The sequence below is a fragment of the Teretinema zuelzerae genome, assembly GCF_021021555.1.
GTDB lineage: Bacteria > Spirochaetota > Spirochaetia > Treponematales > Treponemataceae > Teretinema > Teretinema zuelzerae.
In genome coordinates this window covers 1210045-1232626 of sequence record NZ_JAINWA010000003.1, presented here as the reverse complement: position 1 = coordinate 1232626, position 22582 = coordinate 1210045, and the positions used below count along the sequence as shown (strand labels likewise).

Annotated in this window: 22 protein-coding genes; 18 read left to right on the top strand and 4 right to left on the bottom strand. The window is 55.5% G+C overall.

What is annotated here, in order from left to right; all coding sequences use genetic code 11:
- Nucleotides 1–58 precede the first annotated feature (58 nt).
- Together putP and K7J14_RS12620 are read right to left on the bottom strand one after the other, a co-directional pair.
- Nucleotides 59–1522, bottom strand: a complete 1464-nt coding sequence (putP, locus tag K7J14_RS12625; protein WP_230756894.1) for a sodium/proline symporter PutP — start codon at nt 1520–1522, stop codon at nt 59–61.
- 75 nt (nt 1523–1597) lie between these two features.
- Nucleotides 1598–2977: a hypothetical protein gene (locus K7J14_RS12620; RefSeq protein WP_230756892.1), complete on the bottom strand. Its 1380-nt coding sequence runs from the start codon at nt 2975–2977 to the stop codon at nt 1598–1600.
- A gap of 133 nt (nt 2978–3110) precedes the next feature.
- Between K7J14_RS12620 and K7J14_RS12615 the strand changes: the two genes are divergently transcribed.
- Together K7J14_RS12615 and K7J14_RS12610 are read left to right on the top strand one after the other, a co-directional pair.
- Complete coding sequence (locus K7J14_RS12615) at nt 3111–3800, top strand: nitroreductase family protein (RefSeq protein ID WP_230756889.1); 690 nt, start codon at nt 3111–3113, stop codon at nt 3798–3800.
- Between the two features lie 44 nt (nt 3801–3844).
- Nucleotides 3845–4759, top strand: coding sequence for an EamA family transporter (locus K7J14_RS12610; protein WP_230756886.1), 915 nt, complete (start codon nt 3845–3847; stop codon nt 4757–4759).
- Nucleotides 4760–4761: 2 nt separating this feature from the next.
- Here the strand turns inward: K7J14_RS12610 and K7J14_RS12605 are convergent, their stop codons facing one another.
- Entirely contained in the window at nt 4762–5181 is a 420-nt protein-coding gene (locus K7J14_RS12605; RefSeq protein ID WP_230756882.1) for a DUF2141 domain-containing protein, read from the bottom strand.
- Nucleotides 5182–5309: 128 nt separating this feature from the next.
- On the opposite strand from K7J14_RS12605, the gene K7J14_RS12600 reads away from it, so the two are divergent.
- Together K7J14_RS12600 and K7J14_RS12595 are read left to right on the top strand one after the other, a co-directional pair.
- Nucleotides 5310–5810 (top strand): asparaginase domain-containing protein, encoded by a 501-nt coding sequence (locus K7J14_RS12600; RefSeq protein ID WP_230756880.1) that lies wholly within the window; start codon nt 5310–5312, stop codon nt 5808–5810.
- A 94-nt stretch (nt 5811–5904) separates the two neighbouring features.
- Nucleotides 5905–6330: a YkgJ family cysteine cluster protein gene (locus tag K7J14_RS12595; protein ID WP_230756878.1), complete on the top strand. Its 426-nt coding sequence runs from the start codon at nt 5905–5907 to the stop codon at nt 6328–6330.
- Between the two features lie 16 nt (nt 6331–6346).
- Here the strand turns inward: K7J14_RS12595 and K7J14_RS12590 are convergent, their stop codons facing one another.
- Nucleotides 6347–7987 carry an ABC-F family ATP-binding cassette domain-containing protein gene (locus K7J14_RS12590; RefSeq protein ID WP_230756876.1) on the bottom strand — a complete coding sequence of 547 codons (1641 nt, stop codon included), beginning with the start codon at nt 7985–7987 and terminating at the stop codon, nt 6347–6349.
- Between the two features lie 196 nt (nt 7988–8183).
- Between K7J14_RS12590 and K7J14_RS12585 the strand changes: the two genes are divergently transcribed.
- From K7J14_RS12585 to K7J14_RS12520, 14 genes are all read left to right on the top strand, one after another.
- Nucleotides 8184–8822, top strand: coding sequence for a TetR/AcrR family transcriptional regulator (locus K7J14_RS12585; protein WP_230756874.1), 639 nt, complete (start codon nt 8184–8186; stop codon nt 8820–8822).
- Nucleotides 8819–10234, top strand: a complete 1416-nt coding sequence (locus tag K7J14_RS12580; protein ID WP_230756872.1) for an MFS transporter — start codon at nt 8819–8821, stop codon at nt 10232–10234. Before K7J14_RS12585 ends, K7J14_RS12580 begins: the two co-directional genes overlap by 4 nt.
- A 3-nt stretch (nt 10235–10237) precedes the next feature.
- Nucleotides 10238–11662, top strand: a complete 1425-nt coding sequence (locus tag K7J14_RS12575) for a GH1 family beta-glucosidase (protein WP_230756870.1) — start codon at nt 10238–10240, stop codon at nt 11660–11662.
- Between the two features lie 129 nt (nt 11663–11791).
- Nucleotides 11792–12802, top strand: coding sequence for a uroporphyrinogen decarboxylase family protein (locus K7J14_RS12570; protein WP_230756868.1), 1011 nt, complete (start codon nt 11792–11794; stop codon nt 12800–12802).
- Nucleotides 12803–12857: 55 nt separating this feature from the next.
- On the top strand, nt 12858–13709 hold the full coding sequence (locus K7J14_RS12565; protein WP_230756865.1) for a transporter substrate-binding domain-containing protein: 852 nt from the start codon (nt 12858–12860) through the stop codon (nt 13707–13709).
- A 26-nt stretch (nt 13710–13735) separates the two neighbouring features.
- Complete coding sequence (locus K7J14_RS12560; protein WP_230756863.1) at nt 13736–14440, top strand: amino acid ABC transporter permease; 705 nt, start codon at nt 13736–13738, stop codon at nt 14438–14440.
- Nucleotides 14437–15156 (top strand): amino acid ABC transporter permease, encoded by a 720-nt coding sequence (locus K7J14_RS12555; protein WP_230756861.1) that lies wholly within the window; start codon nt 14437–14439, stop codon nt 15154–15156. The genes K7J14_RS12560 and K7J14_RS12555 overlap by 4 nt, the downstream gene beginning before the upstream one ends.
- Nucleotides 15149–15901: an amino acid ABC transporter ATP-binding protein gene (locus K7J14_RS12550; protein ID WP_230756859.1), complete on the top strand. Its 753-nt coding sequence runs from the start codon at nt 15149–15151 to the stop codon at nt 15899–15901. Before K7J14_RS12555 ends, K7J14_RS12550 begins: the two co-directional genes overlap by 8 nt.
- Before the next feature lie 178 nt (nt 15902–16079).
- Nucleotides 16080–17000 carry a cysteine synthase A gene (gene cysK / locus K7J14_RS12545; RefSeq protein WP_230756857.1) on the top strand — a complete coding sequence of 307 codons (921 nt, stop codon included), beginning with the start codon at nt 16080–16082 and terminating at the stop codon, nt 16998–17000.
- An 18-nt stretch (nt 17001–17018) separates the two neighbouring features.
- Entirely contained in the window at nt 17019–18323 is a 1305-nt protein-coding gene (locus K7J14_RS12540) for an O-acetylhomoserine aminocarboxypropyltransferase/cysteine synthase family protein (protein WP_230756855.1), read from the top strand.
- Between the two features lie 115 nt (nt 18324–18438).
- Entirely contained in the window at nt 18439–19254 is an 816-nt protein-coding gene (locus tag K7J14_RS12535; protein WP_230756853.1) for a tRNA threonylcarbamoyladenosine dehydratase, read from the top strand.
- Nucleotides 19255–19315: 61 nt separating this feature from the next.
- Nucleotides 19316–20428, top strand: a complete 1113-nt coding sequence (locus tag K7J14_RS12530; RefSeq protein WP_230756850.1) for an AraC family transcriptional regulator — start codon at nt 19316–19318, stop codon at nt 20426–20428.
- Between the two features lie 627 nt (nt 20429–21055).
- Nucleotides 21056–21574, top strand: a complete 519-nt coding sequence (locus K7J14_RS12525) for a hypothetical protein (RefSeq protein ID WP_230756847.1) — start codon at nt 21056–21058, stop codon at nt 21572–21574.
- A 17-nt stretch (nt 21575–21591) separates the two neighbouring features.
- Nucleotides 21592–22389, top strand: a complete 798-nt coding sequence (locus K7J14_RS12520) for a hypothetical protein (RefSeq protein ID WP_230756844.1) — start codon at nt 21592–21594, stop codon at nt 22387–22389.
- Nucleotides 22390–22582: the final 193 nt, after the last annotated feature.

Here is a 22582-nt window from a genome sequence, read left to right as displayed (position 1 = left end):
AGCCGCGGAGAAGAAACTCTCCGCGGCTTTTCCTTTTACTTGAGTTTGCGGAACGGCCTTACCGGGCGGCTTTTACTTCCGCCTGAGTTTCCTCGAGGGCCTTGAGCACCGAGTCTGAGGGTTTTTTCGTGGCGAGGCTGACCAGCACGATGGCGATCAGCGCGACGAAGAAGCCGGGCAACAGCTCGTAGAAATATTCGCCGGGAACCTTGATGAAGTTTTTCACCACGAAGATGGTGATCGACCCTGAAACCATTCCGGCGAAGGCGCCCCACTTGGTCGCGCCTTTCCAGAGAAGCGATAACAGAACGAGCGGCGCGAACGCGGCTCCGAATCCGCCCCATGCGTAGCCGACCATGTGGAGGATCGAGCCCTTGTCGGTCGCCGCGATGATGAAGGCGAGCAGGGCGAATCCAACGACGCCGAGCCGGCTGATGAGTTTGCGTTTTTCGTCAGGGAGCTTCGCGATGAAGGGTATGTCCTCGGTAAGGGAGGAGGTGAGCACGAGGAGCTGCGAGTCCGCCGTTGACATGACTGCGGCCAGAACGGCTGCGAGCACGAAGCCGGCGAAAACCGGATGCAAGAGGGCCGTCGCCAGGGCGAGGAATACCCGCTCGCTGTTTCCGCCGTCTCCCGCGACTCCCGGAAGGGCATGAACGGCATTGTATCCGATTCCGATGAGGCCGATGGCGCAGGCGAGGACGAGGCAAAGCACCATCCAGGTGATCCCGACCCGGCGGGCGCGTTTTACGTCCTTGATGCTGCGGATGCCGATGAAACGGGTGAGTATGTGCGGCTGGCCGAAATATCCGAAGCCCCAGGCCATGAGGGAGGCCGCGGTGAGCGTTCCGGTGGAGAACTTGAACGCCTGCGGATTAGCCGCTGCGATGCCGGATCCCGCTCCCGCGATCGCCGTATAGCCGAGAACCGCGCAGAACACAAGGGCGGTGAGCATCAGCAGCCCCTGGATGAGATCTGTCCAGCAGACGGCCATGTAGCCGCCGAGGAAGGTGTAGGACACAACCACTACCGTCGTGATGATCATCGCGGTCTGCTCGGAAGCTCCGAAGGTATGCGCGAAAAGGAGGGTTCCGCCCTTCAGTCCCGAGGCGACGTAGAGGGTGAAGAAAAAGAGGATGACGGCGGTCGACGAAATTTTGAGAAGACCGCTTTCGTCTTCGAATCTCTTGGCGATGAAAGACGGCAGTGTGATCGCTCCGAGCTTTTCGCTTAAGGAGCGGAGCCTTCCGGCCACGATGAGCCAGTTGAGGTAGGCGCCGATGGTGAGTCCCAGCGAGATCCAGACGCCTTCTACCAGACCGCTCGCGAAAACGGCGCCGGGAAGCCCGAGAAGAAGCCAGCTCGACATATCCGACGCTCCCGCACTGATTGCCGACGTTATCGGTCCGAGCGTTCTGCCGCCGATGAGAAAGTCCGCGTGAGTGCTTGTCTTCTTCATTGAATAAAAGCCGATCGCGAGCATTAAAAGAAGATAAAGTCCGAATTCTATTAGAAAAACCACCGAGAACCTCCGAGAAAAACGAATTGAAACTGAATTCAGCAACTTGAAGATAGTACGGTATCGGACTTTCTCCTGTCAATAAAAATTGACGGCCTCGGATGCTCGGCTCGGAGCTTCTCCATGATCTTCGCGGAAATATCGATGCGCCTTAGCGGATCTTTTCCAGCTGAGCGAGATCCTGCTTGAGGAGGGCGCTTTCGGGCACGAATGCAAGGCTCTCTTCCAGAATGCGGCGAGCCTCGCCCTGTTTCCCCTGTTCATCTCTGCGGCGAAGCGGTTGTGGACTTCTACCGCGAAATTATCCCGGTAGGCGTTCCTCTGGTTCTGCAGGGACTTGTCGCCGGGAATTTCGGCCAGGCCCTCTTCGACTACGGCGGCCGCGGCGAGCCAATCCCGTCCGCGCGCCGCGGTTTCCGCTTTTTTCGCCCACACATAGACGGCCGTTTTCTTGAAAACAGACGGGTCTACGCGCAGCCGGTAACGGGCGAGAAGCCGGCGCGCTTCATCGTATTCTTCCTTCTTTACCAGATCGGCGGCGGCGTTCTGTACCGTATTATTCTCGAATTCCCGGTAGCGCGGAAAATCGAAGAACTCTCCGCGCGCCCGCTCTACGAAACCGAGGGCCTTTTCATGATCCCCGCCTGCAGACAGATTTATCGCGTAATTCAGGAACCTGTCGGCGATTTCTCCAGGGGGAGCGTTTTCGCCCTGCAGCGTCAGCGCATCGACGGCGAGACCCGCCGCTTCTTCGAAGCGGCCGCTGCGTTCAAGCATACTTATGCGGTTGTTGTATATAAGGGCTATAAGTCTTCTATCGTCGATTTTCGTTCTGTTCCGATACGTCGTTTTCGGCACGAGAAGATACCGGGTTTCTCCCTCCCGCTCTCCGGGAAGTTCTTTTCTGTTTCCCGGATCGAAGCCGAAGGGATTCGTTGTTTCTACGTCTATCGGCTTGCCGTCGACGAGCACGGTACAGAACGAGTGGTTCGGCGTTTCGTTGCCGTAGGTTTCCAGGCCGAGCCGCTTCGCGAAATAGGCGAACAGCACGCTCGAGGAAACGCAGTTGTATTCTCCCTTTTGAATGGCTATGTCGAGCCGCGTCTGGAATTCCGAGTATCGCGATAAGGTCTTCTCGTACATGAAAGCGAGTATGAGTTCGGTTTTTTCCCTGCCGCCGGTTGCATTTTCCGCCAGAGACGCCAGTTCATCGCCCATGGACGAGAGCTCCGCCTCAAGCCTTTCGGTTTGATCTCCGGCGCCGGACGCTATAAGGGCAAGAGCCGCGAAGCTTTTCGCGTCCAGCCCGTGCGTCGGCGGATTTCGAGCAAGGAGGCGCTCGTCCGGCTCGAGACGCGGTTCCCCGAAAGCGAGCGCCGGCGGGAGGCCTGCGAGAAAGGCGAAAACAAGAGCGTATGTGAGCGCCCCGGCCGAGCCGCGGCGAGATTTCTGTATCATGCATCCTCCGTGCGGCGTCGTTTCCGCGCCTGCGCATACCACAATATACGAACGCTAAAGAGCGCGGGAAAGCCGAAAATGCTTGACCCGGGCATTCCTTTATATCGAATTTAGAGCAGGTAAGGAGTTTACGATGTCTACCCTGGAATTGATAAAGACGCGCCATTCCGTGCGCATGTATACGCCCGAGCCGCTGAGAGCCGAGCATGTGCGCTTGTTGAACGAACATATTGAGCTTCTGAACGGGAAAAGCGGCGTTCGGTTTTTTCTGATTCAGGATTCCCCTGCCGCCTTCGACAGTTTTCTCGGCAGGTACGGAAAGTTCTCAAACGCGCGGAATTTCTTCGTTCTCGCCGGAAAAAAAGGCGAGAGGGCGGAGGAGGAGGCCGGATACTACGGCGAGGATCTGGTGCTGAAGGCCGAGGAGCTGGGTCTGGGAACCTGCTGGGTAGGAGGCACGTACAGCAAAAAGGACATCCCTCTGGAGGCCGATGAGAAAATCATCTGCGTGATAACCGTTGGATACGCCGCGCAACCCGGATCTCCCCGCCGTTCCAAATGGCCGTCGGACGTGGTGTCGAACACCGGCGATTTGCCCGAGTGGTTTTCACGGGGCGTCGAGGCGGCGCTGCTCGCCCCGACCGCGCTGAACCAGCAGAAATTCATGTTCTCCCTGGAAGCGGCGTCTCCGGCAACGGGGGACAAACCGGTGGTTTCAGCCCGCGTCTCCGGCTTCGGCGTATTCACCCGGCTCGACCTCGGCATCGCCAAATATCATTTTGAAGCGGGCGCCGGCAGGGAGAATTTCGTGTGGAAGGAATAAGAGGCGTTATCGCGCGGGCTTTTTTCTGATAGGCTGTACGCATTATGAACTCGAATAACAGCGAGCGGATTTCCGCCGGAGCCCTGGTTTGTGTTTTGCTTGTAACGCTCGTGTGGGGCGTGAACTTCCTGGTGATCAAGATCGGCGTGCAGGACGTGCCTCCGCTTTTTCTCGTCGCGCTCAGATTCGCTTTCAGCGCCTTTCCCGCCGTATTTTTCGTGCGGCGGCCGAACGTGTCATGGACGAAGCTCGCCGCTTACGGGCTCCTGCTCGGAGTCGGCGAGTTCGGCATGCTTTTCATCGCGATCAAGCTCGGCGCTCCGACCGGCGTCAGCTCCATCGTGATGCAGTCCCAGGTTTTTTTCACGGCTCTCCTGGCGGCCTTCGCGTTTAAGGAGCATATCCGGACGCACAGCATCGCAGGCATGATTCTCGCGGGAATAGGCTTGGCGATTTTCATCGTTCCTTCCCTCCGCGGCGGTTCCTCTGCAATCGCCCTCCTTCCTCTGTCGATGATCCTTCTCTCGGCTCTTTTTTGGGCGGCCGCGAATCTCGTAGCGCAGCGCATGCCCGGAGCGAACGGCTTGTCTCTGATGGTCTGGTCGAGCCTTTTTTCTCCGCTTCCCCTCTTGCTTTTGTCCTGGATATTCGAACGGGATTATCTATCGGCGGCGGTGCGCGGATTTTCTCTTGTGTCCCTCGGTTCTCTGGCGTATCTGGTGATCCTTTCGACCCTCTTCGGCTACGGAGTGTGGAATCAGATGATAATGAAGCAAGGCGCGAAACGCATTGCTCCGTTTTCGCTGCTGGTTCCGGTATTCGGGGTCGCGGCGAGCGCCCTGTTCATGAACGAACCGCTCACCCCCGTTTCGGTTTCAGCTTCCCTCTGCATTCTCGCGGGTCTGGCAGTCCATGTGCGCGGCGCATACGCTAAGCCCAAAGGCGCGGCGCCTCGCTGATCCTACAATCTGCTGAGGACGATGGTGACGCGGGTGTTGGATTCGTCGATCCTCAGCTTGTGTTTTTCGTAGCCGCCGGGAATGCCCTTGCCGGAGTAGTTTGCTATACCGACGGGCTCCTTCGGCATGCCGATGAGATTCGCGTCCATTTTGCCGTTTCCGTTTATGTCCTGGTATACTGTGATATAGTAGTCGCCCGGTGCAAGCGCGACATTCGCCGACACCGTGCTTCCGGCTGCCTCGAGTTTCATTTTCGCGACCGGCTCTCGTTTTTTCAAACCCTCTTCCGAATCGAATATCCCCACGTAAAGCTCTCCTGTTCCGGGAGCGACCTGATCAATCGTCAGCGTCGTTTCAACGTCTCCCGCCCATGCACAAGCGGCGGCCGCCAGGGCAAGCGCCATCCCGATTCCTTTTTTCATGATTCCTCCGTCCGCGCGAATGCGGTAAATTTCGTACAATGATACTATAACAGCGGATCCGCTCATTTTACGCACCGGCCCGCCGTTTTTATTGACTTTCAATCCGATTCCGGTTCACAATGCCGTCCATGAACGACGATCCCGTGCGAATCATCATCACCGGCGGCACTTTCGACAAGCACTACGACGAATTGAAGGGCGAGCTGACTTTCAAGGACACCCATCTGCCGGGCATAATCCAAAAGGCGCGCATCGTGTCCCCGGTTGAATTCGAAATAGTGCATCTGATCGACAGCCTCGTCATGACGGAGGCTCATCGCGAAATGATCCGCTCTGCCTGCGAAGCGTCTCCGGAAAAGAAAATAGTCATCACCCACGGGACGGACAGGATGGCCGAAACAGCGCGCTTCCTCGGGCCCCTCGGCATCAACAAGACGATCGTGCTCACCGGAGCGATGATTCCGTATCAGGTTATCGGCTCGGACGCCCTTTTCAACCTCGGCTCGGCCTTCATGGCCGCCCGCCTTCTGCAACCGGGAGTGTACGTCGCGATGAACGGCCGCACCTTTCCCTGGCAGGATGTCCGTAAAGATTACGAGCGGGGCGTGTTCCGTCCCGCGGAAGAATAGAATTAATCAGTTTTTTTATCAGGAGCGACGCATCAATACCTACGAAAGCATTTTAGAGAGAAGCAAGGCCAAGCATTCCTTCATATTGAAGCAAATGCGCCATCTTACCAAACGGAACATCAAGGGCTTCGACCGCATGGTCCACGGCTTCCACGACGAAGTTTTCGACGAAATCGATTGCACCAAATGCGGCCTGTGCTGCAGGAACATGGGGCCGATCTTCCGGAATACCGACATCAAACACATTTGCGCCGAGATCGGGACTCCGTCGAAGAAATTCATGGACGACTATCTCCAGCAGGATCCGGACGGCGTCGGTTTCATGCTTAAAGAGCTGCCCTGTCCCTTCCAGAACGAGGACAACAGCTGCTCGATCTACGACGTGCGGACCCTGTCATGCGTCAATTTTCCTCATACCAAGGAAGAAAACATTCAGCGCCGCCTCGTCGGCCTCGCCCTCGATTCCCTGTACTGCCCGGCGGCATTTTTAATCTGCGAAAAAATTCTGGCCGTATACTGACGAACGGCCTCCGCGCTCAGTACTCCCGCCCTGTTTTATCGAGATAATACTGGTAATTCCCCTCGTATGCGTTGAGCCTTCCATGGTCGATCTCGAAGACCCGGTTCGCGAGGTGCCTGAGGAAGTACCGGTCGTGGCTCACGATCATCAGCGTGCCTTCGAACCGGGTGAGGGCATCAAGCAGAACCTCCCGGCTCGCGATGTCCAGGTGGTTCGTCGGTTCGTCCAGGACGAGGAAGTTGACCGGAACCGCCAGCATGCAGGCGAGCATGACGCGGCTTTTCTCCCCTCCCGACAAGGACGAAATCCGCTTGTCGGCGTCGTCCCCGGAAAAGAGAAATGCCCCAAGAATGCCTCTGATCGCTCCGACTGTAGCCAGGGGAATGCGTTCCTCCACCTCTTCGTATATGGTGCGGTCTGGACGGAGGGTGTCGGAGGAATACTGGCTGAAATAGCCGAGCTTGACCGACGCTCCGACGACTGCGCTTCCTCCTGTCGGCTCCGTTTCTCCGCAGATGGTTTTAAGCAGGGTCGATTTTCCCGCTCCGTTCACTCCCGTGAGCGCGATTCTGTCCCCCCGGTTCACGATTCCCGATAATCCTGAAAATACGCTATGGAACGACTGTTCCCCGTTTTTTGCCGCGCCGGGCTTCGGCCAGCTTTTCGCGAGATCTTTCATGACCACGACCTGATCGCCCGAGCGCGGGCAGGAGACGAATTGCACCGACATGGTTTTGGGATCGGGAGGCAGGCTCACCCGCTCGATTTTTTCGAGCGCCTTGATGCGGGATTGCACGAGGGCCGCATGGGAGGCCCGTGCGGCGAACTTCGCGATGAACTCTTCGTCCTTGGCGAACTGGGCCTGCTGGCGGTTGTAGGTCGCGACGAGCTGTTCTCTTCTGATTTCCCTTTCGCGCAGATAAAAGTCGTAATCGCCGGAGTACATGGTGATCGCGCCGGAAGCGACCTCTGCGGTGCGGGGGCACAGTCGCGTAAGGAAATCGCGGTCGTGGCTCGTCATTACCAGGTCTCCCTTGAAGTCGCGCAGCCAGGATTCGAGCCAGACGATGGACTCGACGTCGAGGTGGTTCGTCGGCTCGTCCATGAGGAGGAGGTCCGGCTCGAGCACGAGTATCCGCGCGAGCGCTATGCGCATCTTCCATCCGCCGGAGAAGTGTTCGACCGGCTCTCCGAAGCGGTCCGGCCCGATGCCGAGTCCCGTGAGAACCGATTCCGCCCGGGTTTCAAGATTATAGCCGTCGCGATGCAGGAAGGCGCTTTGAAGCTCGCCGTAGGCGTCCATGTCCGAATCCGAAAGGGGCTCGGCATCCGGGTCTCCCATGCGGTGCTCCAGTTCGGAAAGCTTTTTCCCGATTTCATAGACGTCTCCCGCTCCGGCCAGGACTTCCTCGAGGGCAGTCCTTCCGGACATCTCCCCGACGTCCTGCGAAAAGTAGCCGATCACCGTTCCCGGATCGCTCGAAATCGTTCCCGCGTCTATCGATTCCTCGCCGGCGATTATTCTGAACAGGGTCGATTTCCCCGCTCCGTTCGGGCCTACCAGGGCGATTTTGTCTCCGGGGCGGACCAGAAAATCCGCGTTATCGAAAATGATCCGCTGGCCGTACGCCACCCGGATTCCTGAAAGTTTCAGCATTGCGCGCTCCCTTGAAAAACGAGATTTTAACAGAATGCGGCAAAGCTGTCGCCGGCGAGAGGGGACGGTGTTAGCGCGGGGTTAAAAAAAAATTGACACACGGTGTGACAGGATGTATGCTGAATTGTCACAGCGTGTGTCGCAAAAGGGAATCGCGCAGAAGCTTGAGATCGACTGAGTCAAACGGAGGACGGGAATGACCGAAACGCAAACGCGAATAATCGAAAAGGCCAAGGTTGTTTTTTTGACGAAAGGGATCGGTCTCTCTTCTATGACCGATATCGGCGAAGCTGCAGGCCTCGTCCGGCGTTCGCTGTATAGGCATTTCCCGACCAAGGAGGATATCGCGTACGCGGTAATGATGTCCTTTCTCCGCGAATGGAATCTGTTCATGGCGGCCGCGTTCGATTCGGTTCAAGGGCAGGGACTTTGCCGCCTGGAATCTTTCCTGGGCGCCCTCATCGCATATATGGGGGAACGGCAAGCCGAGATGAGCTTTTTCGCCGAGTACGATTTTATATTTAACGACGACGGCTATCGTGACGATTTGCATGTTTCGGTCGCGGATTACGGCCGGACGATATTCGAGCCCGACAGAAGGATTTTGCTTCTCCTGAAAAAAGGGGTTGAAGACGGAAGCATCCGGAGCGATGCGGACATAGAACTCACCGGAGCGACTATTTCGAACGTGCTCTGGTCCTTCGGCCAGAGAGCGGCCATGAGAGGAAAAACGATCTTTTCGGAAACCGGGTTCGACGGAATCGATCTGGTGAATAATCAGCTCAGTCTCTATATAGACGCTCTGAGACCGGTAAACGGGAGGATTCCTGAATGACGGAAAAACGCGACTCTGCAACAATATCGACAGGAGAAAAACTTGCCTACGGCGTCGGCGACATGGCTCTCAATATTGCGTACGGATCGATCGGCTTCTACATGCTGTGGTTCATGGTCAACGCGGGAGGACTGTCTCCCGCGCGCGCGGGTTTGATTTTTATGATCGCCAGGTTTTGGGATGCCGTAACGGACTATCTCATGGGTCTCGTATCGGATAAAACGCGCTCGCGATGGGGAAGGCGCCGTCCCTATATCCTCTTCGGCGCGGTTCCCCTCGGTTTCAGTTTCGCGGCTCTCTGGCAGATCCCTCCGGGCTCGGACGCGCTCCGATTCGCGTATTACCTTGTGGCGTTCATCCTTTTCAACAGCGCCTATACGGTGGTCGCGGTTCCCTACAGTTCGCTCATGGCCGAGATGACCCAGGACTACGACGAACGGACCAGCCTCTCTGGATTCAGGATGGGTTCCTCCTTTTTAGGAACCCTCATCGGTGCGGCCGGAGTAACGCTGGTCGTTGACATCCTGTTCGGGTCTTTGCCGCGGAGCCGAAGCTGGCCGCTCATGGGAGCGGCGTTCGGAGCGGCGATCGTCCTGATTCTGGCTATCACTGGTTTCGGAACGAGGGAGCGGGTTTCCGGCGGGAAGCCTGTTTTCGCGGGCTTCGTGAAAACGCTCTCGGATTTTTTCAGGCTTCGAGAATTCCGCATTGTGCTCGGAATGTTTCTTTTCAATATGATCGGCTTCGACGTAATCATGGCGACCTTCTTTTTTTTTCTTACCGATGTCGTCGAGGTGAGCGGCGATCCCACCCTCTTCATGGCGCTTCCCCTCGTAGTCGCCGTTTTCGCTTCGCCGCTTTGGATTCAGGCAAGCAGGCGTCTCGGAAAGAAAACGGCGTACATCGTTTCCGCGCTCTATTTCGCCGCCGTCATGCTCTTCTGTCTTTGGATTTCTCCGGGGAACGAGGCAGCGGTTCTGGCAATCTGCGTATTGTCCGGAATCGGCATTTCAGCGTCGCAGATAATCCCCTGGTCCATCCTCCCGGATGTTATCGAGATCGACGAGTTTCATAACGGAGTGCGCCGCGAAGGCGCGTTCTTCGGAATCAGCACTTTTTTGTACAAGCTCGCCTCGGCCGCCGCGATCGGCGCTACCGGCATTGTGTTGCAGGTCTTCGGCTACGTCGAGGCGAGCGCCGACGAATCCGTCGCCGCAGCCGGGCGCGTCGTTCAGAGCGCCTCCGCGGTTTCGGCTGTGCGCCTGCTGATCGGCCTGCTTCCGGGCGTATGCTTTCTCGCGTCCGCGCTTTTCGTTCATAGATTCCCGCTAACCCGGGATCGATTCAAGAGCATGCTCGAGGAGCTCGATCGGCGCCGGATCGCCGCGGTTCAGGGAACAGAGGGGGAATAGCGAATGGATACGAATGGACTGGAGCTTTTGTTTCCGAAAGAGTTTATTTTCGGCGCTTCTACATCGGCGTATCAGATCGAAGGTTGTCCGTCCGCCGACGGCAAAGGACCTTCGATCTGGGATTCGTTCGCCCACCGGAAGGGAAAGATCAAGAACCGGGATACGGGAGACATAGCCTGCGCGCATTACGATTTCTGGCGAGAAGACGCGGAGCTGATGAGGAAACTGGGATTGGACGCCTACCGGGGCTCCATTTCCTGGAGCCGTATTCTGCCGGATGGAACGGGGACGGTGAATCGCAAAGGGCTGGATTTTTATTCGCGCCTTGCCGACGGGCTTCTCGAAGCAGGCGTTCAACCCTGGTTCACCCTGTTTCACTGGGATCTGCCTCTCGCGTTGCAACGGCGGGGCGGTTTCGCGAACCGCGATTGCGCCTGCTGGTTCGCCGACTACGCGGAGATAGTCGCCGGAGCGCTGGGCGACCGCGTGAAGAACTGGTTTACCATCAATGAGCCATTCGAATTCTCCTGTTTCGGACATTTGCTGGGCACTCACGCTCCAGGACTTCGCTCTCCCTGGAAGTATTTTTCGGTCATGCATCACCTTCTCCTCGCCCACGGATCGGCGCTTGAGCGTATTCGCTCGGTTCGCCCCGACAATAAGGCGGGGATTGTGCTGAGCTACACCACCGTCGAGCCGCGATCCAAAAAACCGGGAGACGCCCGGGCTGCCTTTCTCGCAGATCAGTTTATGAACCGGATTACTCTCGATCCCTTGTTGAAGGGGCGCTACCCGGAAGAATTGTTCCGCGCCGCGCGGATATTCGCGCCCCGAATCAAAGACGGCGACCTCGCGTTGATATCGAAGAGCGCTGATTTCGTCGGCCTTAATTATTACAGCAGGGAGACCGCTTTCCGCGATGTTTTGACTCCCGTATTCGGGTTTTCTGTGACGGGAAAAGACGGCGGCGGAAGACGCGATGATTCCATCGGGAGAACGTCCATGGGCTGGGAGGTCTATCCCCGCGGCCTCTATGATCTCGCGAAACTCCTGCAGACGGAATACGGAAATCCTCCTGCGATCATCGCAGAAAACGGCGCTGCCTTCGAAGACCTCGTCGAGAACAGACTCTCCGAATACGCGTTTTCGCCGTTTTTTTCGGGGGATCAGGAGCGTTCCGTCCGAGACGTCGAACGAGTCCGCTTCTTGCAGGAATATATCGGGTCTCTCGGCAAGGCTGTCAGCGAGGGCGCCGACGTCAAGGGCTATTTCGTATGGTCGTTGCTCGACAACTTCGAATGGGCGGAAGGCTATCGGCCCCGGTTCGGACTTGTGCGCGTTGAGCCTGCGACTCTGCGGCGGACGGTAAAGGATTCAGGCTTCTGGTACGCTGAATTGATACGCGCCCATCGCTCTTTGCGCGATTAGCGATTCCCGGAGCAACCGGAATAGTATTTATGATTTTTCTCTATTTCCTACTAGACACATTTTATTTATATGTGTATAAACTCATTATTCCTACTAAATTGATTGATTTACTAGTTTAAGGAGAAAACGATGAATAGCAACAAAAGGGATCTCGTGTCGGATGTGTTCAGGAATAAAGTACCTGAGCGCACTCCGGTCGGTTTCTGGTTTCATTTCGTTGAAGGGGACGACGTATTTAACGGATTGGATAATCCCGAAGTCGTCCGGAAAAATATCGATGGACACCTTCGGTATTATGACGCTTTCAAACCCGACCTCGTCAAACTGATGAGCGACGGTTTTTTCAAGTACCCTGATCCTTTGCTGTCGTCGGATTCCAGTATTTCATCCCTCGAGAGAATTGCGCCTCTCGAGGGTTCTCATCCCTGGATACAGGGGCAGGTTCGGTTGGTGAAGGAACTTGTCGGGCGCTTCGGTTCGGAAATAATGGTTTTCTATAACATTTTCAGTCCTGCGACGATGCTTCGGATTTTGTTCGGCGACGGGGAGAAAGGCAACAGGCGTTTGGCAGACTTCATTTTAGAAAATCCGTCGGCGGTTCGCAGAGCGCTCGACGCCGTAGGAGAAAGCCTGGCCCTGTTGTCGCGGCTCGTCATCGAGGAAGGCGGAGCGGACGGTGTGTATGTAAGCGTTCAGAGCGTCCAGGACGGCAGAATAGCAGATTCAGTTTACCGCGAGGTGATCGCTCCTTCGGACAAGGCGGTTCTTGCGGCCGCGAATCGGGCTGGCGGACAGAATATTCTGCATGTATGCGGGTATCAGGGCGGAAGAAATAATCTGACTTTGTTCGCCGACTACGAGTCGGCAGCGGTCAACTGGGCAGTGAATGTTGAGAAAATAAGTCTGAAAGAGGGAAAGAAATTATTCGGCGGAAGAGCCGTTATCGGCGGATTCGCAAACGGCAGCGACGGTTTGCTGTATCGGGGAAGCGAAAAGGAAATTCGCGATTTTACCCGCGCTTTGCTGGCCGAGTCCGGTTCTTCAGGCGTTGCTCTGGGCGCAGATTGTTCGCTGCCTTCAGATATAGACGTTCAAAGGCTTTCCTGGGTCAGAGACGAGGCTTCTTTGATTCGGAATTGATTCTGCGTTACCCGGATGGTTCATCCGGAGAAAAATAGAAATTCGGGGGTGTTGTATGAAAGGTTCAAAGAGAAATGCGGTTTTTATCGCCGTTTTGGCTGCGGTTGTATCTTCGGCGTATGCCGGAGGAGCGAAAGACGCCGGAAGTCCTTCCGGAAAGCCGGTCAAGATATACGCGGCGCATACACAGACATATGTTCCGTACGATTTTGTCAACGAAAAGGGCGAATCGGACGGTTTCGAGGTAGCGGTCTTAAAAGCCGTCGATGAATTGCTTCCCGAATACGAATTCAAGTTTGTTCCTACTTCCGACGACGATTTGCTGATCGGGGTAGAATCGGGGAAGTATCAGGTGGGAACCAAGGGCGCATGGGTGACTGAAGAACGGAAAAACAAGTTTCTTTTTCCTCAAAATCCGATAGCGGCAAGCGTCATCGGCATTACCTTCCGGTCCGCAGACGCCGATAAAATCCGCGATTTTGAATCGTTCGCACGTTTTAGCGGCAAGCTTGTGCCGATCGCGCCTCAAAGCGCCCAATTCGCTGTGGTGCAGGAGTACAACAAAGCCCATCCCGAGAAACCGGTGAAACTGGAGCCTGCGGATACTTTCGTAATCAACGATGCGTATGCGTGGGTCCTGGAGGGGCGATACGATGCGTTTTTCGACATCAAGCTGTCGTACGAGAATAATGTCGCGGACGGGAAGGGCCCGTACCACTCTCTTGCGGGAAAGCTGAGCTATGCCCCCTACAAAGGTATTCCGACCTGGCCTCTGTTCAATAAAAGCAATCAGCCCCTTGCAGACGCCTATGATCGGGCGATCAAGACTTTGAAAGAAAACGGAACCCTGTCCTCCTTGTCTTTGAAATACTTCGGCGAAGACGTTTTCGTCTATGTAACGCAATAGCGCAATAGCGACGGGAGAGTCGGACAATGGATCGTCCTTTCGAGCCGCAACGAATTTTTACAACGATTCCGGTCTTGCTTCCATACGTATCCGTTACGGTCGGGGTAGCGTTCGCTACTCTGGCCGCCGGACTTCTTCTGGGTTGGCTTTTAGCCGCCGCGAAGCTCGGGAAGCCCGGATTTTTAAGGTTCCTGGCGAACGGGTATACCTGGATTCTCCGGTGTACTCCTTCGATCGTTCTGTTATTCATTGTCTTTTACGGTTTGCCGGAGGCATTGATTCGTCTTTTCGGAATCAATATTCACTTTTTCCATACCGCCTTTTTTGTGATCGTTACGCTGAGTCTTCTTTTCGCGGCGACGGTTTCCGAGATCATGCGTTCATCCTATCTTTCGGTGGACCGGGGACAGTACGAAGCCGCCGTCAGTTCCGGGTTGAGCGGGCTGCAGGCGAATATCCGCATCGTTCTGCCGCAGGCCGCCGTCTCCGCCCTGCCGAATTTAGGGAACGCCTTAGTCTCCCTGATGAAGGAAGGAGCGCTGGCCTATACCATCGGCTTGATCGATATGATGGGGCAGGGCATATTGCTAATTGCCCGAAACTACGGCGCATGGGCTGTTGAAACGTATACGGCCCTGGCACTTTTGTATTGGGCTTTGATTATCGTGATTGAAAAAACCTTCGGGGTTATTGAGCGCCGGTTAAGCCGCGGCAAAAGGAGCATCGGATGAGAACCCTCGACATTCAATTCATGCTGAAAACCTTTTATCGCGTTCTTGAGGGAGTTCCGACGACTCTGGGAATTACCCTTGTTGCGTTGCTCGTATCGATGCCCGCGGCCTTCTTTTTTTCCCTGGCGAGGATATACAGAACGAAGGGTTTCAACAATGCCGTCGCCGTGTACGTTTCGTTCGCGCGCAGCACGCCGATCGTATTGCAGATTCTGATCGCGTACAGTCTTCTTCCGAGCTTTCTGAACGCCGTTTTCACGGGCTTCGGCTTGTCCATCGATGTGTTTTCCCTGAATCCCGTCTGGTACGCCTACGCCGTGTTTTCGTTCAATACGACGGCTGTGTTGACCGAAGTGTTCAGGTCTGCGTTGGGTACAGTGGACAAAGGCCAGCTGGAAGCGGGTCTTGCGGCCGGATTGTCCGCGAGTCAGGCCTACAGGAGAATCATAGTTCCGCAAGCATTGCTGGCGGCGCTTCCGAATTTGTGCAACGCGGCAACGTCGCTGCTGAAGTCGACTTCTCTTGCCTTTATGATGACGGTTCGGGAAGTAACCGCGATCGCTAAGATAGAAGCTTCGTACGGTTATAATTACATTGAGGCGTATCTGGATATTTTTCTGATTTACGTCGTATTATGCGCTGGCGTACAGCTCGTTTTCGATGCTGCGGAAAAGCGCCTGGGCAAGCATCGTCTTGCAGGGAGAAAATATGCTTGAAGTTACTAACGTACATAAAAGTTTTCACGGGACAGAGGTGCTCAAGGGCGTGGACATATCCGTCAGCAAGGGCGACGTCATCGTGATACTCGGGCCTTCCGGCTCCGGAAAGACGACTCTTCTCAGGTGCATGAACTTTCTCGAACGGGCCGATCAGGGCGAGATGGATTTCGACGGGCTTAAACTGAACCTCGCGAAGGCTCACGGGAAAGAGGTTGCCCTTGTCAGAAAAAGAACCGCGTTCGTGTTTCAGAACTACAACCTGTTCAGCAACAAAACCGCTCTCGAGAATGTGACCGAAGGGCTCATAGTCGGGCGGGGAATGCCGAAAAGCCTTGCTCTCGAAAAAGCCAATAAGGCGTTGATGAAGGTAGGCTTGTCCGACCGCCGCGATTATTATCCGTCGAAATTGTCCGGAGGCCAGCAGCAGCGGGTCGGCATCGCCCGGGCAATCGCGGTCGATCCTGAAATCATCCTTTTCGACGAGCCTACCTCCGCGCTCGATCCCGAGCTGATCGGAGAGGTGCTCGGCATCATGAAACAGCTCGCCAGGGAGGAAACCACGATGGTGGTCGTCACCCACGAGATGAACTTCGCGCAGAACGTCGCGAACCAGGTGGTGTTCATGGACGGCGGCGTAGTCGTGGAGAGGGGTTCGCCTCGCGACATTTTCGGAAATCCGAAAGAGGAGCGGACAAAGCAGTTTTTGCGCCGCATAGTCCCTGAAAACGACTTCGTAATCTGAGCTGTCCGGCTTATGGTCTGTCCTTCTAGTGTGAATTATATTTATTCTTACTAAATTGATAGTAATTATATGATTAAATGATTGACATCTGAATTTAATAATGGTATATAATAACTATACAAGTACTAGGAATTAGGGCATTCCCGTTATCGAGGGTTGCAAACATAAGGAGATTTCTATGGCTAAAGTTGACAAAATCACGGATCTTATCGGGAATACGCCCCTGGTGAGAATCAACAGACTGAACGACAGCGAAGCTCATGTGTATGTAAAACTCGAGAGCTTCAATCCTTTTTCGAGCGTGAAAGACCGTATCGGCCGGGCTTTGATAGAAGCGGCCGAGAAAGAAGGAAAAATCACGAAAGACACAGTCATCATCGAGCCGACGAGCGGAAACACCGGAATCGCGCTGGCGGCCGTGGCCGCCGTGAAGGGCTTGCGCATAATACTGACGATGCCTGAAACCATGAGCGTAGAACGCCGTAAACTGCTGAAGGCGTACGGCGCAGAGCTCGTGCTCACCGAAGGCGCGAAAGGAATGAAGGGAGCGATAGCGAAGGCCGAGGAGCTCGCCGCCGAAATCCCGAACTCCTTCATTCCCCAGCAGTTCAACAATCCTGCCAATCCTGAAGTGCATCGCGCGACCACCGGCCCTGAAATCTGGAAAGACACGAACGGAAACATCGACGTATTCGTTTCGGGAGTGGGCACGGGAGGGACGATCACCGGCGCGGGCGAGTATCTGAAGTCGAAGAACCCCGGCCTGAAGGTCGTGGTAGTGGAGCCTGCCGCTTCTCCGGTTATTTCCGGAGGTCAGCCGGGCCCGCACAAGATTCAGGGAATCGGTGCCGGCTTCATTCCCGGAGTTCTCAATAAGTCCGTGGCGGACGAGATCTACCTCACCGACGACGTGAAAGCCGGCGCGACAGCCCGCCGCGCGGCCAAGGAAGAAGGCATCCTTATCGGCATATCTTCCGGGGCCGCTCTTGAAGCCGCCCTGACGATAGCGAAACGGCCCGAAAACAAGGGCAAGACAATTGTGGCGATTCTTCCGGACACGGGCGAGCGCTATCTTTCAACCTGGCTTTTCGAAGAATGAAAAAGAGGAGAGAAATCGATGGCGAAGCAGTTGCATGTTGAAACCCTCGCGGTTCACGGAGGACAGACTCCCGATCCCGCGACGAACTCCCGGGCCGTCCCGGTATACCGGACGACGGCGTATAATTTCAATTCCGCCGAACACGGAGCGAACCTTTTCGCCCTGAAGGAATTGGGATTCATATACTCCCGCCTCGGCGACCCGACCTCGCAGGTTCTGGAAAACCGGATGGCTCTTCTCGAAGGAGGCGTCGCCGCGGTAGTAACGTCCTCCGGCACGGCGGCCATCCACTATACGGCTCTGACCCTGGCCCGCGCCGGCGACGAGATCGTCTCCGCAAGGAACATTTACGGCGGAACCTTCACGCAGTTCACCGTGCTTCTCAAGGATCAGGGAATCAACGTGAAGCTCGTCGACGCGCTCGATCCCGAGAACGTGCGCAAGGCGATCACTCCGAAAACCCGCTTCGTATTCGTGGAAACCATCGGAAACCCGACTCTCGATGTAGTGGACATCAAAGCGATCGCGAAGGTCGCCCACGAAGCCCGCATCCCGCTTGTCGTGGACTCTACGTTTACGCCGCCGGTGAACTACCGTCCGATAGAGGACGGCGCGGACATCGTCATCCACAGTTTGAGCAAATGGATCGGCGGCCACGGAACCGGCATCGGCGGAGTGGTCATAGATTCAGGCAAGTTCGACTGGAGAAAGGGCAACGTGCCCCTCTTGACCGAGCCGGATCCCGCCTACCACGGTTTGCGCTGGGCCTACGACCTTCCCGAGCCTCTCGCTCCGGCGGCCTTCGCCTTCCGCTTCCGCACCGATCCCTTGCGGAACCTCGGCGCCTGCCTTTCTCCCGACAATTCCTGGATTTTCCTGCAGGGCACGGAAAGCCTCCCGGTCCGCATGGCCCGGCACAACGAAAATGCCCTGAAGGTTGCCGAACGGCTTAAAAAGCACGAGAAAGTCGCGTGGGTGCGCTATCCGGGGCTTTCGGACGATCCGGCCCGGCCGACTGCAGAGCGGCAGTTCAAGAACGGCTTCGGCGGCGTAGTCGTATTCGGCATCAAGTCCGACGCCGCGGGGAGCGGGAGGGAGAAGGGCCAGCGCTTCATCGACTCGCTCGAGCTCTTTTCAAATCTTGCCAACGTAGGCGACGCGAAAAGCCTCGCGATACATCCGGCGAGCACGACCCATTCCCAGCTGTCCGACGCGGAACAGCTCGAAAGCGGCCTGCCTCCGGACCTCGTGCGCCTGTCCATAGGAATAGAACATATCGACGACATCATCGCGGATCTTGAGCAGGCTCTCTCCAAAGCTTAAGTACAAGGGTTCGAAATAGAAAGACGCCGGCGGGTTCAGTTTGCTTCGTGCCCGCCGGCCGTCCTTTTAAACCCTCATGATTGACAAATCCGCCTGAATTGGTAAGCTGTCTCTTATGCCTGTAAATCCCGTGTTTCAACGATTAGCCCTGATCACCGGAGAACCCGCCCTGGATGCCCTCAGATCCTCCCGTGCCTTCGTGTTCGGTCTCGGCGGGGTAGGCAGCTGGTGCGCCGAAGGCCTCTCCCGCTCCGGAATCGGCTCCCTTGTTCTGGTGGATTCCGACGTCGTGTGCCTCAGCAACGTCAACCGGCAGCTCGAAGCTGTCGTCTCAAACGAGGGAATGCCCAAGGCTTTGGAGCTCGAAGCGCGCATCAAATCCATCCATCCCTTCTGCGAAGTTACGGCCGTACGGAACATCTATTCCCGCGAGAACGCGCATCTCTACGATATCCGGCCGGGAGACTACGTCATCGACGCGATCGACAGCCTGACCTTCAAGCTCGATCTCATCGAACACGCCGTTTCCGCCGGAGCCGTTCTTTTTTCTTCGATGGGAGCCGCGGCGAAGCTCGATCCGACCCGCTTTAAAGTCGCCGACATCTGGGATACGCAGGGCTGCCCGCTGGCCCGCCTCGTCCGGCAGGGCTTGCGGAAACGGAGCTTCGATGGTCATTTTCCCGTCGTCTTCAGTTCCGAAAACCTGCCCCGCCGGGACGAAATCACCGTCGCGGAAATCCCGCGCGACGAGGCGCCCTCATGCGAATCCTCGTCGGGATCGGCCCCGGCGCAATCCGAAGGCGGTGAAACGATAGACTGGAATCTTTCGAAAAAAATCATAAACGGAAGCGCCGTGCATGTGACCGCAACGGTCGGCATGATCCTCTCTGGACTCGTCGTCCAACACGCGTACAGGCGTTTCAATCCCTGAACCGGCCGCCCGGCCGCGGCTTTTCGTCGGTATCCCCCTTACGTGCTATACTTCCTTCATTATGCCGATAGAATTCGAAGTTCTCACGTATTTGGGTCTTTTCGCCGCGGGGTTTTCCTGCGTCGTCGTAGGCCTCGCCCATCTGGCCGTCCGCCCTTCGTCCCGGAAAGCCGCGTGGGGCTGCGCCGCCTTTACGTGCCTCGGTTTCAACGCGGTTTTTCAGTCGATCGTATGGCTCGATCTCGAAAGCCTGCTTCCGTTTGTTCTGTATCTGAATCCCTATTTACTGTACTTCGCGGCGCCCTGTTTCTACTATTATCTGATATATCTTGCTGACCACGACGGTTCTCCCGGCAAAGCCGCCCCGCTGTTGTTTCTGCCGCCGCTGGCCGCAACCCTTTCCACGTTGCCCTATCTCCTCGCGCGCCCCGACCTTCTCTCTTTGATGCTTGAGCTCTCCGACTCCCGCGTATACGACCATCTTCCCGCATCTTTTTCCTTCGTCCACGCCTCCTGGGCCGACTGGTTCGTCGTCTGTTTCGCTTTTTTCGTCTTTCGCATAATCCGCCTGAAGCGGGGGAGCTCGGAGTCCTGGACCCGCCGCAGCCTGTTGTTCGCCGGCTTCGGGATTTCGGTGCTTGCCTGGTATCTGAGCTACCAGGCCTTGCTCCTTTTTTCTCTGGGCAGCTACGCGATATTGATCGGGATCCTCATTTTCTTTATTCCGCCCTTCGTCGTGCTGCGTTACCCGCGGATTCTCGGCATCGGTCATGCCCTGAAAACTTCCGGCCGCTACGCTTCGCCCAAGACCGGGACTCTCGACGTCGCCGCCGCGGGTAAAAAACTCGACTCGCTGATGACGGAAAAAAAACTCTTTCTCGACGAACACCTCACCCTTCAGTCCGTCGCAGACGCCGCGGATTTAAGCGCGCATCAGCTTTCAGAAATTCTGAACGGTTCGATGGGGAAAAATTTCAGGGATTGGCTTAATGAATACCGGGTACGGGAGATCCAGCGCCTCATCGTCGAGCATCCGGAGAAGACCATCCTCGAGCTCGCCCTGGACAGCGGCTTCGGCTCGAAGTCTTCCTTCAATCAGGTGTTTCTCCGCGTCACCGGAAAAACGCCCCGGGCATGGAAACAGGAATCCGTCTGCCGCCCCGATAAAAACTGAGATAGTCCCCGGAAGAAAACCGTCTTCTTCCGCTAGGCAAAAAAAAGACCCAAGCTTGCGCTCGGATCTTTTTTCTTTTGATCGTCCCCGGAAGAAGACTTGCCCTCCAGACCTCGACAATCCTGTCTCGGTCTTCCGGGACGCCTGTACAGCCTGCCGCGGCCATCCATGGCCGCTTTTCCTCGCCTTCGCTCGGCGGCTGTTCCGGATCAAGTCTTCTCCCGGGAAGAATAAAAAAAAAGAACCGCCGAAAGGCGGTCCTTTTATTTTTAAGTCCCCGGAAGGAAGACCGTCTTCTTCCGCTAGGCAAAAAAAAGACCCAAGCTTGCGCTTGGATCTTTTTTCTTCTGATCGTCCCCGGAAGAAGACTTGAACTTCCATGCCCGTGAGAGCACTAGTACCTGAACACAGGGTGGGGCCACAAGCAGACTTTGTCTTGATGTCTAAGTTCATAATAGGCAAGGATTTGCGATTTGTCAAGCAACCCCGTTTTACACGATTTTCCGCGTTTCATCTGACATTTTATCTGACACTCTTTAGTCCCGGGAGCCCTTACGGGACAAGGCTCCGGCGGTTTAGCCGGTGCGCACTTTTTCTGACAACCGCGAGAAATGAACGGAGAAACGCATGATGAACAACGATACGAAACCGGGCCGATATGGCCGGGATAGCAGGATTTTCAACCTGGTTAGGAAACTCGACGCGACCGGGAAGTGCGCCACTGGCGCGGATGGCGCAGAAGTGGCGTACCTGGCGCAATGTGGCGCATCTGGTAAGGCGAAACGATCTTCAGCGATCACTGCCGTCAAAGCGGGTACATCTGCCCGGATCGTCGAACGGGTTAGGACTATTTTGTACAGGGGGAACGAGGAATTGTGGTCTCTTCTGGATTCGGGGGAAATCACAATCAACGCGGCTTACCGTAAAGTGACCGAAAGCCCCGCTGATAGAGATCAGCTCTCTGTGGCCGAGCTTTTTATCCAATTCGTGGGTATTACGGTTTCGCAGGAAAAGTGGAAGCGAGTCCTGGGGGCTGGAGAATTGACCTTTATCGGGGAGATGGCGGAGCGATTTCGGGATGAGGGATACCTCAACAAAGCGGATTTTTCACGGATTCAATCCCTGATTTCCATCAAGAAAAGCTAATTTTGGGGGGCATATAAATGTCAAACCGGGAAAATAATGAAATTGCGTGGAATCAGATGACCGAGGGCGAGTCGTATTGGGGAAATCTCTCCCCGGACAAAATCGGCTTTCGGGTATCCAACCGTATCCTGAACCTGGATAATGCCCGGCGTTTCATGGGGAAGGGTATGGTCTCGGTAATCAACAAGGGCGGGGAATACTGGGACCTGTACGTCCACGCGGAAGCATTGCTTCCGGGCCTCCCGATGATAACCCAGCTCTCCATCTGGTTCGGGATGCTGGCCCTGGAAGGGGTGTTTCGGTGGGATGTTGGGTTTGCCTTGCTCTTTGCCGTGGATAAGGGTGTAACCGTCGATAATCCCAGAAATGTGTATCTGTACTTCGAAGGTTTGAAGCGGCTTGGGTTCAGTTGGTGCGAGATGGAGGTAGCGGAAGATTTCCCCCAGAATACCCGGCCGATCAAGCGGCTGGACAAGACGGTAGGGCATAAGTTCCGGTCCACCCTGTACAGCGACGACGGAGTATGCTATAAGCGGAACTATATCGACGAATATGGGGTCGCCAGGGTGGAATCCAAGGCAAAACGGAAGGATTTGGTTTGCGAGTATAATCGGGCACAGAAACTGGGGCTCAAAAATGGTCTTTGGCGGATAGAATTGAGGCTCCAAAAGTACCATTTAAATAGGTTTACACCCTATGATCTGTGCCTGGATTTCCATAGCTGGGTGTTCTGGCGGAAGGATAAGCTGGAGAAGTTCGTGAGAAAGGCTGTGAAGCCGGGGGCGTGGGAGGTAGTAAATATATGGGGGAACTAGAGATAAAAGTTCTCGGAGGTGATGAATTACTCATATGGTTTATTTACTAACTTAGTGTTCAATTGCGATATATAATCAACCATGTTTTTTTCATTGGTTAATTCGATGAACAAAAAATTTAGTTATTTACTAAAAACGGGGTTTTAGCATAAAAAAAACTTTTTTGTTTTAATTAATATTATAATATCATAAT

What these genes read in the sequence shown, in the direction of transcription:
- K7J14_RS12620 (WP_230756892.1), bottom strand. Translation starts at nt 2,977, where the DNA reads ATGATACAGAAATCTCGCCGCGGCTCGGCCGGGGCGCTCACATACGCT.
- K7J14_RS12615 (WP_230756889.1), top strand. Translation starts at nt 3,111, where the DNA reads ATGTCTACCCTGGAATTGATAAAGACGCGCCATTCCGTGCGCATGTAT.
- K7J14_RS12610 (WP_230756886.1), top strand. Translation starts at nt 3,845, where the DNA reads ATGAACTCGAATAACAGCGAGCGGATTTCCGCCGGAGCCCTGGTTTGT.
- K7J14_RS12605 (WP_230756882.1), bottom strand. Translation starts at nt 5,181, where the DNA reads ATGAAAAAAGGAATCGGGATGGCGCTTGCCCTGGCGGCCGCCGCTTGT.
- K7J14_RS12600 (WP_230756880.1), top strand. Translation starts at nt 5,310, where the DNA reads ATGAACGACGATCCCGTGCGAATCATCATCACCGGCGGCACTTTCGAC.
- K7J14_RS12595 (WP_230756878.1), top strand. Translation starts at nt 5,905, where the DNA reads ATGCGCCATCTTACCAAACGGAACATCAAGGGCTTCGACCGCATGGTC.
- K7J14_RS12590 (WP_230756876.1), bottom strand. Translation starts at nt 7,987, where the DNA reads ATGCTGAAACTTTCAGGAATCCGGGTGGCGTACGGCCAGCGGATCATT.
- K7J14_RS12585 (WP_230756874.1), top strand. Translation starts at nt 8,184, where the DNA reads ATGACCGAAACGCAAACGCGAATAATCGAAAAGGCCAAGGTTGTTTTT.
- K7J14_RS12580 (WP_230756872.1), top strand. Translation starts at nt 8,819, where the DNA reads ATGACGGAAAAACGCGACTCTGCAACAATATCGACAGGAGAAAAACTT.
- K7J14_RS12575 (WP_230756870.1), top strand. Translation starts at nt 10,238, where the DNA reads ATGGATACGAATGGACTGGAGCTTTTGTTTCCGAAAGAGTTTATTTTC.
- K7J14_RS12570 (WP_230756868.1), top strand. Translation starts at nt 11,792, where the DNA reads ATGAATAGCAACAAAAGGGATCTCGTGTCGGATGTGTTCAGGAATAAA.
- K7J14_RS12565 (WP_230756865.1), top strand. Translation starts at nt 12,858, where the DNA reads ATGAAAGGTTCAAAGAGAAATGCGGTTTTTATCGCCGTTTTGGCTGCG.
- K7J14_RS12560 (WP_230756863.1), top strand. Translation starts at nt 13,736, where the DNA reads ATGGATCGTCCTTTCGAGCCGCAACGAATTTTTACAACGATTCCGGTC.
- K7J14_RS12555 (WP_230756861.1), top strand. Translation starts at nt 14,437, where the DNA reads ATGAGAACCCTCGACATTCAATTCATGCTGAAAACCTTTTATCGCGTT.
- K7J14_RS12550 (WP_230756859.1), top strand. Translation starts at nt 15,149, where the DNA reads ATGCTTGAAGTTACTAACGTACATAAAAGTTTTCACGGGACAGAGGTG.
- cysK (WP_230756857.1), top strand. Translation starts at nt 16,080, where the DNA reads ATGGCTAAAGTTGACAAAATCACGGATCTTATCGGGAATACGCCCCTG.
- K7J14_RS12540 (WP_230756855.1), top strand. Translation starts at nt 17,019, where the DNA reads ATGGCGAAGCAGTTGCATGTTGAAACCCTCGCGGTTCACGGAGGACAG.
- K7J14_RS12535 (WP_230756853.1), top strand. Translation starts at nt 18,439, where the DNA reads ATGCCTGTAAATCCCGTGTTTCAACGATTAGCCCTGATCACCGGAGAA.
- K7J14_RS12530 (WP_230756850.1), top strand. Translation starts at nt 19,316, where the DNA reads ATGCCGATAGAATTCGAAGTTCTCACGTATTTGGGTCTTTTCGCCGCG.
- K7J14_RS12525 (WP_230756847.1), top strand. Translation starts at nt 21,056, where the DNA reads ATGATGAACAACGATACGAAACCGGGCCGATATGGCCGGGATAGCAGG.
- K7J14_RS12520 (WP_230756844.1), top strand. Translation starts at nt 21,592, where the DNA reads ATGTCAAACCGGGAAAATAATGAAATTGCGTGGAATCAGATGACCGAG.